General features: G+C 62.2%; 9 protein-coding genes. 8 read left to right on the forward strand and 1 reads right to left on the reverse strand.

Translation table 11 applies throughout. From position 1 onward, the window contains the following. The first annotated feature begins 30 nt into the window (after positions 1 to 30). From PVT67_RS02375 to PVT67_RS02405, 7 genes are all read left to right on the forward strand, one after another. The gene (locus PVT67_RS02375) at positions 31 to 4380 is read left to right on the forward strand and encodes an EAL domain-containing protein (protein ID WP_336407794.1); all 4350 of its coding nucleotides are present in this window, start codon (positions 31 to 33) and stop codon (positions 4378 to 4380) included. Between the two features lie 113 nt (positions 4381 to 4493). Beyond that, the gene (locus tag PVT67_RS02380) at positions 4494 to 6563 is read left to right on the forward strand and encodes a M13 family metallopeptidase (protein ID WP_301497433.1); all 2070 of its coding nucleotides are present in this window, start codon (positions 4494 to 4496) and stop codon (positions 6561 to 6563) included. An 85-nt stretch (positions 6564 to 6648) separates the two neighbouring features. Beyond that, positions 6649 to 9084, forward strand: a complete 2436-nt coding sequence (locus tag PVT67_RS02385; RefSeq protein ID WP_301497436.1) for a prolyl oligopeptidase family serine peptidase — start codon at positions 6649 to 6651, stop codon at positions 9082 to 9084. A gap of 172 nt (positions 9085 to 9256) precedes the next feature. Further along, positions 9257 to 11854: a bifunctional aconitate hydratase 2/2-methylisocitrate dehydratase gene (gene acnB / locus PVT67_RS02390; RefSeq protein WP_301497438.1), complete on the forward strand. Its 2598-nt coding sequence runs from the start codon at positions 9257 to 9259 to the stop codon at positions 11852 to 11854. A gap of 133 nt (positions 11855 to 11987) precedes the next feature. Then, positions 11988 to 12338 carry a YacL family protein gene (locus tag PVT67_RS02395; RefSeq protein WP_301497440.1) on the forward strand — a complete coding sequence of 117 codons (351 nt, stop codon included), beginning with the start codon at positions 11988 to 11990 and terminating at the stop codon, positions 12336 to 12338. 136 nt (positions 12339 to 12474) lie between these two features. Further along, the gene (locus PVT67_RS02400) at positions 12475 to 12813 is read left to right on the forward strand and encodes a P-II family nitrogen regulator (protein ID WP_301497441.1); all 339 of its coding nucleotides are present in this window, start codon (positions 12475 to 12477) and stop codon (positions 12811 to 12813) included. 31 nt (positions 12814 to 12844) lie between these two features. Next, positions 12845 to 14101 (forward strand): ammonium transporter, encoded by a 1257-nt coding sequence (locus tag PVT67_RS02405; protein ID WP_301497443.1) that lies wholly within the window; start codon positions 12845 to 12847, stop codon positions 14099 to 14101. A gap of 42 nt (positions 14102 to 14143) precedes the next feature. Here the strand turns inward: PVT67_RS02405 and argR are convergent, their stop codons facing one another. Further along, entirely contained in the window at positions 14144 to 14602 is a 459-nt protein-coding gene (argR, locus tag PVT67_RS02410) for a transcriptional regulator ArgR (RefSeq protein ID WP_301497445.1), read from the reverse strand. A 238-nt stretch (positions 14603 to 14840) separates the two neighbouring features. Here argR and PVT67_RS02415 point away from each other — a divergent pair, with 238 nt between their 5' ends. After that, positions 14841 to 15509: a transporter substrate-binding domain-containing protein gene (locus PVT67_RS02415; protein ID WP_301497448.1), complete on the forward strand. Its 669-nt coding sequence runs from the start codon at positions 14841 to 14843 to the stop codon at positions 15507 to 15509. Positions 15510 to 15590: the final 81 nt, after the last annotated feature.

Genomic DNA, 15590 nt, shown 5'->3' on the forward strand with positions numbered 1-15590 from the left:
TATGCTTCTGCCCCCATAGGGCCCCCAAAGATGTGGCGATGGCTATTCGGTTTGGCGCTGGTGTTCAGTACCGCTGTCCAGGCTATAAGCAACGATGTGGTATTACGCCAGTGGACTGCTCAGCAAGGCTTGCCGAACGGGTGGATCAGTACGCTGATGGAAGACGCCCAGGGCAACGTCTGGGCGGCCTCCGATGATGGCCTCTATCGCCTGACCCAGTCCAAGGCGCTGGTGGTGCCTTTCCCCGATGGGGTGGACCAAAACGTGTCCACCCTTGTCCCTGACGGTGACGCCTTCTATATAGGTACCTCCAATGCCCTGCTGAGATGGTCCAGGGACCAGGGGGTGCAGTTGCTGACCAGCAGCAAGACGCAACCCTTGCTGATACCGGGCGGTGTGAGGGACGGGCGCTTGCTGCAAGGCAAGCTCTGGCTGCTGCTGGGGTCACACTCTCTGGCCTATTGGCAGGGTGGCCAGCTCCACAAGGACAATCGCATCAACAGCAAGGAAGGCTGGAAGGTGCTGGCCGCCGGTGAGCGGTTGCTTTACCTGCTCTCGGAAGGCCAACTGCTGGTATTCGACCCGGCCAGCGGCAGCCAGGTGACTATCCCCTGGCGCAAAGCCCAGTACGGCGCGTCCAAGGCCCTCTATGTCGACAGCCAGCAGCAGCTCTGGATCACCAGCGAGAAAGGGCTCTTCCGGCTGGCCCACCAGGGCCTGGGATGGGGGATAGAATCGCAGCTCCTTGGGCATTACTTCCGCGAGATGGCCGAAGATGACAAGGGGGGCTTCTATATCACGGGTCGCTACGGCATCCAGTATTACCGGCCTGCCGACAATTCCCTGATCGACTACACCGACACCATTCAAAGCAAGACCCAGATAGAAGGCCTGATCCCCATCATGGTGGACCGCAACGGCCTGGTCTGGGGCGGCGCCTTGGGTGAAGGGGTGCTGGCCTTGGTGCCCAAGGCCACCCCTCCCCTTGTGGCCTATAGCCGCCACTCCAATCCCGCCCTGTCCTCCGACACTGTCTGGGGCATCCTCAAGCAGGACAATGGGCTGCTCTGGCTGACCACAGACGCCGGTTTGGAAAAGGTGGATGGCGACAAACACCAGCTGTTCAGGCCCGCCGATTTCAACCTCAACGACGGCTTTTACGCGGTCCAGCCTTTCCAGGGTAAGTTGGCAACCTGTGGCTGGAGCGGTCTCTATCTCTTCGATCCCAATACCGAAACCTTTTCCCATCCCCTGACCGGCACCCCCTGGGTCGGGCGTGCCTGCATGGGAATGTGGAAGGACGGTGAGGCGCTGATGGTCGGCGGCACCGACGGCATGGTGCGGCTGGAGGGGGACAAGATCCAAGGCTGGCTCAAAGACAACAAAGACAGGGCCCTGGGCTCGGTCAAGGTCTTTGCCCGCCAGGGCCAACGGCTCTGGGCAGCCGGCGGGGCAGGGCTCTTGCGTTTCCAGGACGATGCCTGGGTCAGCCAGCCCCAGCTGCCTGGCATCAAGATCAACGCCATCCACGCCCTGGATGACCAGCACCTGCTGGTGGGCTTCGACAAGGAAGGGCTCTGGCAGCTGGATCTGTCCGGACCTAAGCCCCGTTGGGAAAACCTGAGCCAGCGCTGGGGCCTACCTTCCCAATCGGTGTTCTTCATCCGCAGCCAGGGCAACAAGCTCTACGTCGGCATGCAAAGCACCTTGATCCGGGTGGTACTGGGGGACAAGCCCCAGGTCGACGCCTACTTCGACGAAGACGGCCTGCCGGACGACGAGCTCAACGAGGGCGCCGCCCAGATGATGCCGGACGGCACCCTTTGGGTAGGTACCGCCAAAGGGGTGGCCGCCTTTGGCTGGGGCCAGCTGCACCACAGGGTGGTATCGGAAGGTGGCGGAGTCGTTTACGTCCAGGCGAGGCTGGCGGACGGCAGCAGCCTGCTTTACTGGGACCCGGACAAGCTGCCGCAACTGCCGGCCGACGTCGGGGTGATCAGCATCCAACCCGGTTCACAAAACTATGCCTCAGAGCGGCTGCCACGCTTTCGTTACCAGCTGAGCGGCGACAGTGAAGCCGTGCCTTTGTTGTCTGAGGCGCCCATAGTGCTGGGCAACCTGGGCCATGGCCGGCACCAGATCAAGCTCTGGTACAGCCAGGGCGGCCGTTGGCGGGATCAGCCCCAGCAACTGGTGATCGACATCGCCACGCCCTGGTACCGCAGTTATCTCTTCTTCAGCGCCCTGGGCCTGGCGTTGCTGCTGCTGACCCTGTTCGTGGCCCAGCTGCGCCGCAGCCAACAGCAGCGGTTGCGCCTGGCCTACAAGAGGGCCAGCGAGTCGGAACAACAACTGCGCTTGGCTATTTTCGGCGCCAACGCGAACAGTTGGGACTGGCATGCCGATACCGACCGTTTCACCATCAGCCGCCCTGAAAGCGAGCTGGCCAGGGAAGACGGCACAGTCGACGTCAACCTCGCCGAGGTGCCGTTGCACCCGGACGACAGGGAGCGGGTCTACAAGGTCTGGATGGAGCACCTGGAAGGGCGTGCTGCCCGCTACGACGTGGAATACAGGATCATGATTGGTAGCCAGGCCCGCTGGATGCACGTCATAGGCCGGGCCGTAGAAAGGGACGAGACGGGCCGAGCCCTGCGGATCTCCGGCATTTACCAGGACATCACAGAGCGCAAGCAGCTGGAAGGGGAGGTCACCCTCTATGCCCGCGCCTTCGAGAACACCGCCGAAGGGGTACTGATCCTCAACGCCCAGAAAGCGATCCTGTCCGGCAACCCGGCCGTGGAGCGGATCTCCGGTTTCGAGCGGGAGGAGCTGCAGGACAAGCCCCTGGCCTTCCTGCTGCCCGAGGAATTCCTCGACGTCGATGTCTGGCAGCAGGTGGAGCAGAACGGTGCCTGGACGGGGGAGACCAGCCTGCGCCGTAAGGACGGCAGCAACTGCGCCCTCTGGCTCAACATCTCCGTGATGGACGATCCCGCTTCCGCCAGCCGCCACCTGGTGGCCGTGTTCTCGGATATGACGGAGCGCAAAGCCGCCGAGTTCGAGCTGCGCCGCCTGGCCAATTATGACGTCCTGACCGGCCTGCCCAACCGCGGCATGTTCATGCAGCGCCTCAGCCAGGCCCTGGCGACGGCCAAGAGCCAGGAGCAGCGCCTGGCCCTGCTGTTCATGGATCTCGACCGCTTCAAGACGGTCAACGACACTTACGGCCACAGGGTAGGGGATGGCCTGCTCATCGAAGCGGCAAACCGCCTCCAGCAGGTGGTGGGTGAGCGCGACACCCTGGCCCGCCTGGGTGGCGACGAGTTCGTGGTGATAGTCCACGAGGTGGACAAGCCAGAGCAGCTGATCCCCCTCTGTGAAGCCTTGCTGGCGGCCCTGGCCAGGCCCTTCAACATCTACGGCCGGGAATTCTTCCTGTCCACCAGTATCGGCATCAGCCTCTTCCCCGACGACGGCAAGCAGCCAGAAGCCCTGCTGCGCAACGCCGACATGGCCATGTACCACGCCAAGGACGAAGGCCGGAACAACATGCAGTTCTACTGCCATGAGCGCAACCAGGAGGCTATGCGCCTGATCCAGCTCGAATCTGACCTGCGCCAGGCCCTGGAGCGCGACGAGTTCTTCGTGGTCTACCAGCCCCAGGTGGACGTGCTGGAAGGGGAGATAGTGGTGGCGGTGGAGGCCCTGGTGCGCTGGCGCCACCCCACAGAGGGCCTGATCAGCCCCGACATCTTCATCAAGGTGGCGGAGAACACCGGCCTGGTGGCGGCGGTGGACGATCTGGTGCTGCGCCGTGCGGCCCAGGATATCAAGGCCATCAACACCGGCCGCACCAAGCCAATGACCCTGAGCGTGAACATCTCCGCGGCTCACTTCCGCCAGCACGACTTCGTGGCCCAGGTCAGGGAGGTGCTGACCGGCACCGGGCTCAGGCCGTCCCTGCTGTGCCTGGAGATCACCGAATCCACCCTGATGCGGGAAGTGGGCACGGCCCGCGAGCACCTGGCGGCCCTGCGCGAGCTGGGGGTGGCGGTAGCGGTGGACGATTTCGGCACCGGCTATTCGTCCCTGGCCTACCTCAAGCAGTTCGCCGTCAACGAGCTCAAGGTGGACAAGTCCTTCGTCCACGACCTCACCGGCAGCGAGGCCGATGCCGCCATAGTGCGTTCCGTGGTGGACTTGGCCCGCAACCTTGGCCTCAAGGTGGTGGCCGAAGGGGTGGAAACCGAGGAGCAGCTCGACCTCTGTCTGGCCCTCGGCTGCTACAGAGTGCAGGGCTTCTACTACGCCAAACCCATGGAACTGGCCCCCTTCCAGGCCTGGCTGCTCGACTGGCAACAGCGGCAGGCCGGCTGAAATAAAGGCGCAATATCCTGAAACATTTGCTAAAGAAGAGATGCTTTGCGGGTCTGCCCTGCCTTTGTAACATGGCCCGTTGACATTGGATAAGTTCACCAAGGAAAAACGACATGACAAAACTGAGTCACCTGGCTTTGGCCGTGGCGCTCGGCCTTGGCCTCGGTGCCTGTGCCCAGCAGACTGAAACTGCACAGGCCCCGCAAGCAGCGGCTCCCGCCCAGAAGCAACTGGTTTCAGGTATCGACCTGGCCAACTTCGACAAGAGCGTTTCCCCCAAGAATGACTTCTACCACTACGTGGATGGGACCTGGCTGAAGAACACCCCCATCCCAGCCGACAAGTCCAACTACGGCTCCTTCTCCAAGCTTTATGACGACAGCCAGCAGGCGATGAAGACCATCATCGAGGAAGCGGCTGCCAAGCAGGGCGCCGCTGACGGTTCCAACGACCAGAAGATCGGTGACTTCTACAAGTCCTACATGAACACCGACCTGGTGGAAAAGCTGGGCCTGTCCCCCATCGAGCCTGAACTGAACGCCATCCGCGATCTGGACAGCCTGGCCGGCGTCTCCGCCCTGATGGGCAAACTGGCCCTGGAAGGCGTGCGCGAGCCCTTCGGTTTCTACGTCGGTGCCGACGCCAAGGACTCCCTGAAGAACGCCGCCTATGTAGACCAAAGCGGCCTGGGCCTGCCCAACCGTGACTACTACCTGGACAAGTCCGACAAGTACCAGAAGATCCGCGACGCCTATGTCAGCTACATCAGCGACCAGCTGAAGAACGCCGGCTTCGACAACACCGAGAAGCGCGCCAAGTCCATCCTGGCCCTGGAAACCCAGCTGGCCAAGGCCCAGTGGGACAAGGTCAAGAACCGTGACCCCAACGCCACCTACAACAAGGTCTCTGCCGCCGAACTGGGCAAGACCCTCAAGACCTTCTACTTCGACCAGTACGCCCAGGCTTCCGGCCTGGACAAGGCCCACGAGGTGATCGTCGGCCAGCCGTCCTACTTCGAAGACTTCGGCAAGCTGTTCGGCAAGGTGCCGGTCGAAACCTGGAAGTCCTACCTGGCCTTCCACCTGGTGGACAACTACGGTGACGTGCTGCCCAAGGCCATCGCCGACCGCCACTTCGACTTCCACGGCAAGCTGCTGTCCGGTACCGAAGAGCAATCCCCCCGCTGGAAGCAGGCCGTAGACGCCACCGACGGCGTGCTGGGCATGATGGTGGGCAAGGAATACGTGGCCCGTTACTTCAAGCCCGAAGCCAAAGCCCGCATGGAGAAGCTGGTACAGAACCTGCTGAAAGCCTACGGCGAGTCCATTGACGAGCTGGAGTGGATGAGCCCCGCGACCAAGGAAGCCGCCAAGGCCAAGCTGGCCAAGTTCACCCCCAAGGTCGGCTATCCCGACAAGTGGAAGTCCTACGACGGCCTGACCATCAAGGCTGACGATCTGGTGGGCAACTTCCGCCGTTATGCCGCCTTCGAATACCAGGACATGCTCAACAAGCTGGACAAGCCTGTGGATCGCAGCGAGTGGGGCATGACGCCGCAGACCATCAACGCCTACTACAACCCGCTGGCCAACGAGATCGTCTTCCCGGCCGCCATACTGCAGCCGCCTTTCTTCAACATGGATGCTGACGACGCCGTCAACTACGGTGGTATCGGTGCCGTTATCGGCCACGAGATCGGCCACGGCTTCGACGACTCTGGCGCCAACTTCGACGGCGACGGCAACCTGCGCAACTGGTGGACCAAGGAAGACCTGAAGAAATTCAAGGAGCGCACCGGCCAGCTGGCGGCCCAGTACTCCAGCTACGCCCCCTTCAGCGATGCCCACGTCAACGGCAACTTCACCCTGGGTGAAAACATCGGTGACCTCGGCGGCCTGACCATGGCCTACAAGGCCTACCAGATGAGCCTGAACGGCAAAGAAGCCCCTGTCATCGACGGTTTCACCGGCGACCAGCGCTTCTTCATCGGCTGGGCCCAGGTCTGGCGCCGCAACTACCGCGAAGCCAACCTGCGCATGCGTCTGAACACAGACCCGCACAGCCCCAGCCAATACCGCGCCAACGGCACCGTCGGCAACGTCCCGGCCTTCTACAAGGCCTTCGACATCCAGCCAGGCGACAAGATGTATATCGCGCCCGACAAACGCGTGAAGATCTGGTAAGCCAAAAGATGGTAAAAAGGGCCTTCAGCTGAAGGCAGACAGCCTCCCTCGGGAGGCTGTTTTATTTGTCCCCCGGGAGAGAACAATGAGAAAAGCCCTTATTCCCCTGGCGCTGTCCGTGGTGCTGGCCGCTTGCGCCACCACAGGGCAGAGCGCCCAGACCCCGGCGCCCGCCGCCAAGCCTGACTACCAGGTACCGGCCGCCCCCCAGGTTGATGCCAGCGGCCACCCGACCCTGGCCCAGATCATGGCCGATCCCCAGTGGATAGCCCGCAGCCCCCAGCAGCCTTTCGTCGGTGCTGACGGCAAGATCTATTTCTGGCAGCAGCGCGAGAACAGCAGCCTCTACGACCTGATGACCCTGAACGGCGGCCAGCTCCAGAAGGTGGCCGACAAGGACCGTTACCAGCACGTGGCTGGCGGTGTCTGGAGCGGCGACCGCTACGCCTACAGCTTCGAAGGCAACCTCTACCTGGAGCGCAGCGGCCAGGTACGCCAGCTGACCGGTTCCAGCGACAGCGACAGCAATCCCCAGTTCCTCAATGACGGCCGCATCGCCTTCCAACGGGGCCAGGCCCTCTACAGCGTCGAGCCCGATACCGGCCTGGTGCGCCTGTTGGCCCAGGTGGAGATGAAGAAGGCTCCCGAGAAGTACTATGAGCCCAAGGGCTACCTGGCCACCGAGCAGCGCAAGCTGATCAAGTGGGTGGCCAAGAAGCAGGACCAGAAGAAGGCCCAGGTGCTGGAAGAAGAGCAGCTCCAAGCCGCTACCCCCGACGCCAACCCCCAGCCCTTCTACCTGGGTGAAGGCCGCCGCCTGGTGGAGCTGAGCCTGTCCAAGGACGGCGAACACCTGGTGGTGGTGACCGAGGCCGACCAGAAAGAACGCGAAGACAAGGACGTGATGCCCAACTACCTGGGCAACGGCGGTGAGATCGAAGTTCGCGAAGTGCGCCAGCGGGTAGCCGACTGGAAGCCCAACCCCCAGGCCTTTACTCTTATCGACCTCAAGAGCCGCAAGCAGACCGAGCTGAAGCTGGCCGACCTGCCCGGTATCAACACCGATCCCCTGGCCAAGGTGCGGGAAGAGAACCGCAAGGCCGGCTACAAGGTCGACGACTTCAAGGGCCCCCGCGCCGTACACCTGATTGAAGACTGGAGCTGGAACCAGTCCGCCATCCAGTGGAGTGACAGCGGCAAGCTGGCACTGATGCTCGAGGCCGAAGACAACAAGGACCGCTGGCTGGTCACCGCCGATCTTACCAGCGGCAAGCTGAGCACCCAGAACCGCCTGCACGACGACGCTTGGGTCAACTACCAGTTCAACGACTTCGGCTGGCTGAAGAACGACAGCCTCTGGTACCAATCCGAGGAGAGCGGCTACAGCCACCTCTACCTCAAGACCCTGAACGGCAAGGCCCGCCAGCTCACCCATGGCGCCTGGGAAGTGAACGCCCCCGTGCTGTCCAAGGACCAGAAGAGCTTCTACTTCAAGGCCAACGTCAAGCACCCCGGCATCTACGAGATCTACAAGCTGGATATCGACAGCGGCAAGCAGACGGCCCTGACTGACCTTAACGGCATGACCGACTTCGTGCTGAGCCCGGACGAGAAGACCCTGGTGCTGACCCACTCCAAGGTGCTGAACCCGCCCGAGCTTTACAGCCTGAGCACGGCCGGCGGCGAGCCCAAGCAGCTGACCCACACCGTCTCCGATGCCTTCGCCAAGGCGCCCTGGACGGCCCCCAAGATAGTGGCGGTGCCCTCCACCCACGGCGATCAGCCCATCTACGCCAAGATCTACCTGCCCAAGGGCTTCGATCCGGCCAAGCACTACCCGGCCGTGGTGTTCAACCACGGTGCCGGCTACCTGCACGAAGTGCACATGGGCTGGAGCGACTACTTCCGCGAATTCATGTTCAACAGCCTGCTGACCACCAAGGGTTACGTGGTGATGGACATGGACTACCGGGCCTCAGAGGGCTACGGCCGCGACTGGCGTACCGCCATCTATCGCCAGATGGGCACCCCCGAGGTGCAGGATCTGCAGGACGGCGTCAACTACATCGCCAGCCACTACGGCGTGGACAAGAGCAGGGTAGGGACCTACGGCGGTTCCTACGGCGGCTTCCTGACCTTCATGAGCCTCTACACGGCCCCTGATCTGTTCAAGGCCGGCGCCGCCCTGCGCCCCGTGGCGGACTGGGCCAACTACAACGCCCCCTACACCTCCAACATCCTCAACCTGCCCGGTAACGATCCCATCGCCTACCACCGCAGCTCGCCCATCTACCATGCCCAGAACCTCAAGAGCCAGCTCTTGATCATGTCCGGCATCCTGGACGACAACGTCTTCTTCCAGGATTCGGTGCGCATGGTGCAGCACCTCATCGAGCTGCATAAGACCAACAACTTCAGCATGGCGCCCTACCCGGTGGAGCACCACGGTTTCCGTGAGCCCTCCAGCTGGCTGGACGAATACCAGCGCATCCTGAATCTGATGGAAGCCAACCTCAAGTAAGGGGCCCCGGCCTGCAACTTGATGACAAAAGCCGCCCTTGGGCGGCTTTTTTATGCAGAGGTAGAAATTCAAATCTGGTCACAAAATCGCTATAATCGGCGCACCTCATCGGGGCTGCCCCGAATGATAAACCGGCAGGCCCCCAACGCCTGTTACACAAGAGGATAGAGTCGTGCTAGAAGCCTATCGCAAGCATGTTGAAGAACGCGCCGCCCAAGGCGTGGTGCCCAAGCCCCTTTCCGCCGAGCAAGTTTCCCAACTGGTTGATTTGCTGAAGAATCCTCCCGCAGGCGAAGAAGCCTTCCTGCTGGACCTGCTGGAAAACCGCATTCCCCCGGGTGTAGACGAAGCCGCCTACGTCAAAGCCGGTTTCCTGGCCGCCGTGGCCAAGGGCGAAGCCCAATCCCCCATCGTTTCCAAGGAAAAGGCCGTTGAGCTGCTGGGCACCATGCAAGGCGGCTACAACATAGCTCCCCTGGTCGAACTGCTGGACGACAGCGCCCTGGCCGCCATCGCCGGCAAGGCCCTGTCCCACACCCTGCTGATGTTCGACGCCTTCCACGACGTGGTCGAGAAGATGAAGGCCGGCAATGCCGTCGCCAAACAGGTCGTTGAATCCTGGGCCGAGGCCGAGTGGTTCAAGGCGCGCAACGGCGTCGCCGACAAGATCACCGTCACCGTCTTCAAGGTGCCTGGCGAAACCAACACCGACGATCTGTCCCCGGCCCAGGACGCCTGGTCCCGCCCGGACATCCCGCTGCACGCCCTGGCCATGCTGAAGATGGCCCGTCCCGGCATCGACCCGGACAAAGACGGCGAAATCGGCCCCATCACCACCATCGACAAGCTCAAGGAGCAGGGCTTCCCCCTGGCCTACGTGGGCGACGTCGTGGGCACCGGCTCCAGCCGTAAGTCCGCCACCAACTCCGTGCTCTGGTTCATGGGCGACGACATCCCCTTTGTCCCCAACAAGCGCGCCGGCGGCGTCTGCCTGGGCGGCAAAATCGCCCCCATCTTCTTCAACACCATGGAAGATGCCGGCGCCCTTCCCATCGAAGTGGACGTGTCCAAGCTGAACATGGGCGATGTCATCGACATCTTCCCCTATGAAGGCAAGATCAAGCGCCACGGCACCGACGAAGTGCTGGCCGAGTTCGGCCTCAAGACCGACGTGCTGCTGGACGAAGTCCGCGCCGGCGGCCGTATCCCGCTGATCATCGGCCGCGGCCTGACCGACAAGGCCCGTGAGGCCCTGGGCCTGGGTCACTCCGCCGAGTTCCGCCGCCCCGCCGCCGTTGCCGATTCTTCCAAGGGTTACACGTTGGCCCAGAAGATGGTCGGCAAGGCCTGTGGCGTCAAAGGTGTGCGTCCCGGTCAGTACTGCGAGCCCAAGATGACCACCGTCGGCTCCCAGGACACCACTGGCCCCATGACCCGTGACGAACTGAAAGACCTGGCCTGCCTGGGCTTTTCCGCCGATCTGACCATGCAGTCCTTCTGCCACACCGCCGCTTATCCCAAGCCGGTTGACGTCGAGACCCACCACACCCTGCCCGACTTCATCATGAACCGTGGTGGCGTGTCCCTGCGCCCCGGCGACGGTGTTATCCACTCCTGGCTGAACCGCATGCTGCTGCCCGACACTGTCGGCACCGGCGGTGACTCCCACACCCGCTTCCCCATCGGCATCTCCTTCCCGGCCGGCTCCGGCCTGGTGGCCTTCGCCGCCGCTACCGGCGTCATGCCCCTGGACATGCCCGAGTCCGTACTGGTTCGCTTCAAGGGCGAAATGCAGCCCGGCATCACCTTGCGTGATCTGGTCCATGCCATCCCCTATGTCGCCATCCAGAAGGGCCTGCTGACCGTCGAGAAGCAGGGCAAGAAGAACGTCTTCTCCGGCCGCGTCCTGGAGATCGAAGGCCTGCCGACCCTGAAGGTAGAGCAAGCGTTCGAACTGGCCGATGCCACCGCCGAGCGTTCCGCTGCCGGCTGTACCATCAAGCTGGATAAAGAGCCGATCATCGAGTACCTGCAGTCCAACATCGTGATGCTGAAGTGGATGATCAGCGAAGGCTACGGCGACCGCCGCACCATCGAGCGCCGCATCAGCGCCATGGAAGACTGGATCGCGAGCCCCGACCTGATGGAAGCCGACAAGGACGCCGAGTACGCCGAGATCATCGAGATCGATCTGAACGAGATCAAAGAGCCGATCCTCTGCGCCCCGAACGACCCCGACGATGCCCGCCTGCTGTCCACCGTGACCGGCGACGCCATCGACGAAGTCTTCATCGGTTCCTGCATGACCAACATCGGCCACTTCCGTGCCGCCGGTAAGCTGCTCGAGAAGTTCAACGGCCAGCTCAAGACCCGCCTCTGGGTGGCGCCACCCACCAAGATGGACCGCGACCAGCTGACCGAAGAAGGCTACTACAGCATCTTCGGCCGCTCCGGTGCCCGCATCGAGATCCCCGGCTGCTCCCTGTGCATGGGTAACCAGGCGCGTGTAGGCGACAACACCACAGTGGTGTCCACCTCCACCCGTAACTTCCCCAACCGTCTGGGTAAGGGCGCCAACGTCTACCTGGCTTCCGCCGAGCTGGCTGCCGTGGCCGCCATCCTGGGTAAACTGCCGACCCCGGCCGAGTACCTGGAATACGCCCGCGAGCTGGACGCCACCGCCGCCGACACCTACCGCTACCTGAACTTCGACCAGCTGCCTCAGTACACCAAGAAGGCAGAAGAGGTCATAGTTCAGACCGCCGTCTAAGGTCAGGAATGAGTGCTAAAAACCCCGCTTCGGCGGGGTTTTTTTACGCCCGTACTCTGGCTGTGACGGCAGGCTGCCCTCTCGTCAAAGGGGCTTTTTATTGTCTACAATGGCGCCCCCTTCAGGAGGTGCCATGGAATACCAGTTCAGACTCGACCCCTTCACAGGCCGTCATCAGATCCGTATGGAATACGGCTTCGAGGCCCTTGGCCGCTTTATCGAGGATGAGCTGGGCCGGGACGGCACCAAACTGAAGGCCCTCATCAGCCAGCTGCAAGGGGGCTCTTGCCACTTTGAAGGCCGCGAATGGGGCCTGCATAGCGAAGAGGGCGAGCTGCTGGTGCAACACCACAGCCTGGGTCTGGATGCGGGTGAATGGGACCCGGATCTGGACCTCGACGACAGCAGCCTGGAAGCCCGCTGCGGCCTGGAGGATGGCCTCAAGTTGTTGGCCGCCTGGCTGGACTTCGTTGCACCAGCTTAGTGCAGCGCCGCGCCGCTCTGGTGCAGTTTACCCGCCTGAATATTTACTCTAAATATCAACATATTGATTACATTGCCTTTTCCTGATTGGCACAGGGCTTGATAAAGCCTTGTCATCTCAACAAGGAGGAAAGGCGATGAAAAAAGTCACCGCCATCATCAAGCCCTTCAAGCTCGATGATGTTCGTGAAGCCCTGACCGAAGCCGGGGTACACGGACTCACCGTCTGCGAAGTGCGCGGCTTCGGCCGTCAGCGCGGCCACACCGAACTCTATCGTGGGGCCGAATACCGTATCGATTTCCTACCCAAGGTGCAGCTGGACATCCTGGTCACTGCCAGCCAGGTGGACCTGGTGATCGACGCCATCCTCAAGGCCGCCCAGACCGGCAAGGTCGGCGACGGCAAGATCTGGGTCCAGGACCTGGAGACCGTGGTCCGCATCCGTACCGAAGAGCGTGACGAAGACGCCATCTGAGCGATGCCAAGCAACTTTTGAGGAGAGGATAATGGATCAACCATCAGTACAAATTGCCTATGCCCTCGACACCTTCTACCTGCTGGTGTCGGGTGCTTTCGTCATGTGGATGGCGGCCGGTTTCGCCATGCTGGAAGCGGGCCTGGTGCGGGCCAAGAACACCACAGAGATACTGACCAAGAACATGGTGCTCTACGCCGTGGCCTGCGTCATGTACATGCTCTGTGGCTACAACATCATGTACCCGGCCGAAGCCGTGAACAGCATCTGGCCCGGTATCCACTTCCTGCTGGGTAGTGGCGACCACAGCGTGGAAAGCGTGCTGGCCGGTGGCGACGGTGCCCCCGTCTATTCCGCCATGGCCGACTTCTTCTTCCAGGTGGTGTTCGTGGCCACCGCCATGTCGGTGGTGTCCGGCGCCGTGGCCGAACGCATGAAGCTCTGGGTCTTCCTGGGCTTTGCCGTGGTGCTGACCGCCTTCATCTACCCCATAGAGGGTTACTGGAAATGGGGCCACGGCTTCTTGGACAAGCTGGGCTTCCTGGACTTTGCCGGCTCCGGCATAGTGCACCTCACCGGTGCCTCCGCCGCCCTGGCCGGGGTGCTGCTGCTGGGCCCCCGCAAAGGCAAGTACGGCAAGAACGGCGAGATCAACGCTTTCCCCGGCTCCAATCTGCCCCTGGCCACCCTCGGCATGTTCATCCTCTGGCTGGGCTGGTTCGGCTTCAACGGCGGCTCAGAACTGAAGATCTCCAACATCGGTGAGGCCAACAACGTGGCCAAGGTCTTCGTCAACACCAACATGGCTGCGGCCGGTGGCCTGATCGCCGCCCTCATCACCGCCAAGTGGCTGTTCGGCAAGGCCGACCTGACCATGGCCGTGAACGGCGCCCTGGCCGGCCTGGTGGCCATCACCGCCGAGCCCCTGGCCCCCAGCCCGCTCTGGGCCACCCTGGTCGGCGTCATCGGCGGCGTGCTGGTGGTGTTCTCTGTGGTGGGCCTCGACAAGCTGCGCATAGACGATCCTGTCGGTGCCATCTCTGTCCACGGCGTCGCCGGCATCTGGGGCCTGATGGCCGTGCCTTTTGCCAACGGCGGCAGCAGCTTCGGCGTCCAGGCCATAGGGGTGGCCAGCATTTTCGGCTGGGTCTTCGGTACTTCCTTTGTCGTCTGGTTCTTGCTCAAGAAAGTGGTTGGGCTGCGGGTATCCGAAGAGGAAGAGTACGAAGGGGTGGACATGGCCGAGTGCGGCATGGAAGCCTACCCGGAATTCAAGGTCAGCAAATAAGAGAAAGGGCGCCTAAGCGCCCTCTATTTGTCAGCCTGGTTTTCAGCGGAAGAGATCGTTGATCATCTTCAATGTGTCGCGGATGTGGCTGAGGCGGGTGGGGATCACCAGTATGGTATCGTCCCCCGCTATGGTGCCCATGATGCCGTCGGCCTTGGTAAAGGAGTCCAGCAGCCGGGCGATCAGCTGGGCCGAGCCGGGGCTGGTCTTGATGACGATCATCGACTCGTTGTGGTCCACGTCCACCACCAGGTGCTTGAGCTGGCTGCTGGCGGTGGGTACCCCCAGTTCCGCAGGCAGGCAGTAGACCATCTCTTGGCGGGCGTTGCGGGTACGGACGGCACCGAACTTGGTGAGCATCCGCGAGACCTTGGACTGGCTTATGTTTTCAAATCCCTGGCCCTGCAGGGCGGTCACAATCTCGCTCTGGGAACCGCAACGTTCTTCCTTGAGGAGCTGCTTGAAGGATTTTATCAGGGCTTCTTGATTGCTTTGGGTCATTGTTTTTGTGTCCTACAGGCAGGGTACCTGCATATTCATGCACAACCTGCATGGTAGCATGGGCGCCGGGCTTTGGCAGCTTGCATCCCGGGGCTTTCGCTGTCAGTCTTGGTGGCAATAATTCAGCTTGGAGTGGTAGTTAAAGGTGATACGCGAGGCGGTTTGGCTTGGCCTGTTGTACTGCTGTACCTGGAGCGCGGCCGAGGCGAAGGACATGCCTGAACAAGGGAAGCCACTCGTGTTCGGCACCGAAGCCACCTATCCCCCCTTCGAATACCGCGACGACGCCGGCCAGCTGGTGGGGGTCGACGTGGATATCGCCCATGCCATCTGTGAAGAGTTGCAGCGGCCCTGCATCATCATCGAGCACCCCTTCGACAGCCTGCTGGACGAGTTGGAAGGTGGGGACCTGGACGCCGTCATAGCGGCCTTGGACATTTCTTCACACTATGACAACGACATCCGTTTCTCCGACCCTTACTACCGCAACGCCGCCGTCTACGTGACCCTCAAGAGCTCCACGGACCGTGTCGCCCACTCCGGCTACATAGGGGTGCAGAACGGCTCCAGCCACCAGCAGTACCTCATCGACCAACGCCAGTGGCAGCTCACCAGCTACGACGAGCTGAACGGCGCCCTTAACGAACTGCGCCAGGGCCGGATCAGCGCCATCTTCGTGGACTCGGCCGTGGCCAACGCCTGGCTGTCCGACCCCAACAACAGCGACCTGCGCCTGATGGGCAGCCCGGTGCGCGACCTTCGCTACTTCGGCCGCGGCATGGGCATAGCCTTGGCCAAGGGGCGCAGCCAGGACGCCCTGTTGGAGAGCATCAACAAGGCCCTCGAAGGACTGCGCCAGCGCAACCAGCTTGACCACATCCTCGCCCACTACCTGAAAGTCCACTGATCTTGACGCCCACCGGGCCAGCTCCCAGCGCCGCTTAGCCTGGCGCCAATTGTTTTTTGACCGCTCTTGGGCTAAGGTGCA

It is taken from the genome of Gallaecimonas kandeliae (assembly GCF_030450055.1).
GTDB lineage: Bacteria > Pseudomonadota > Gammaproteobacteria > Enterobacterales > Gallaecimonadaceae > Gallaecimonas > Gallaecimonas kandeliae.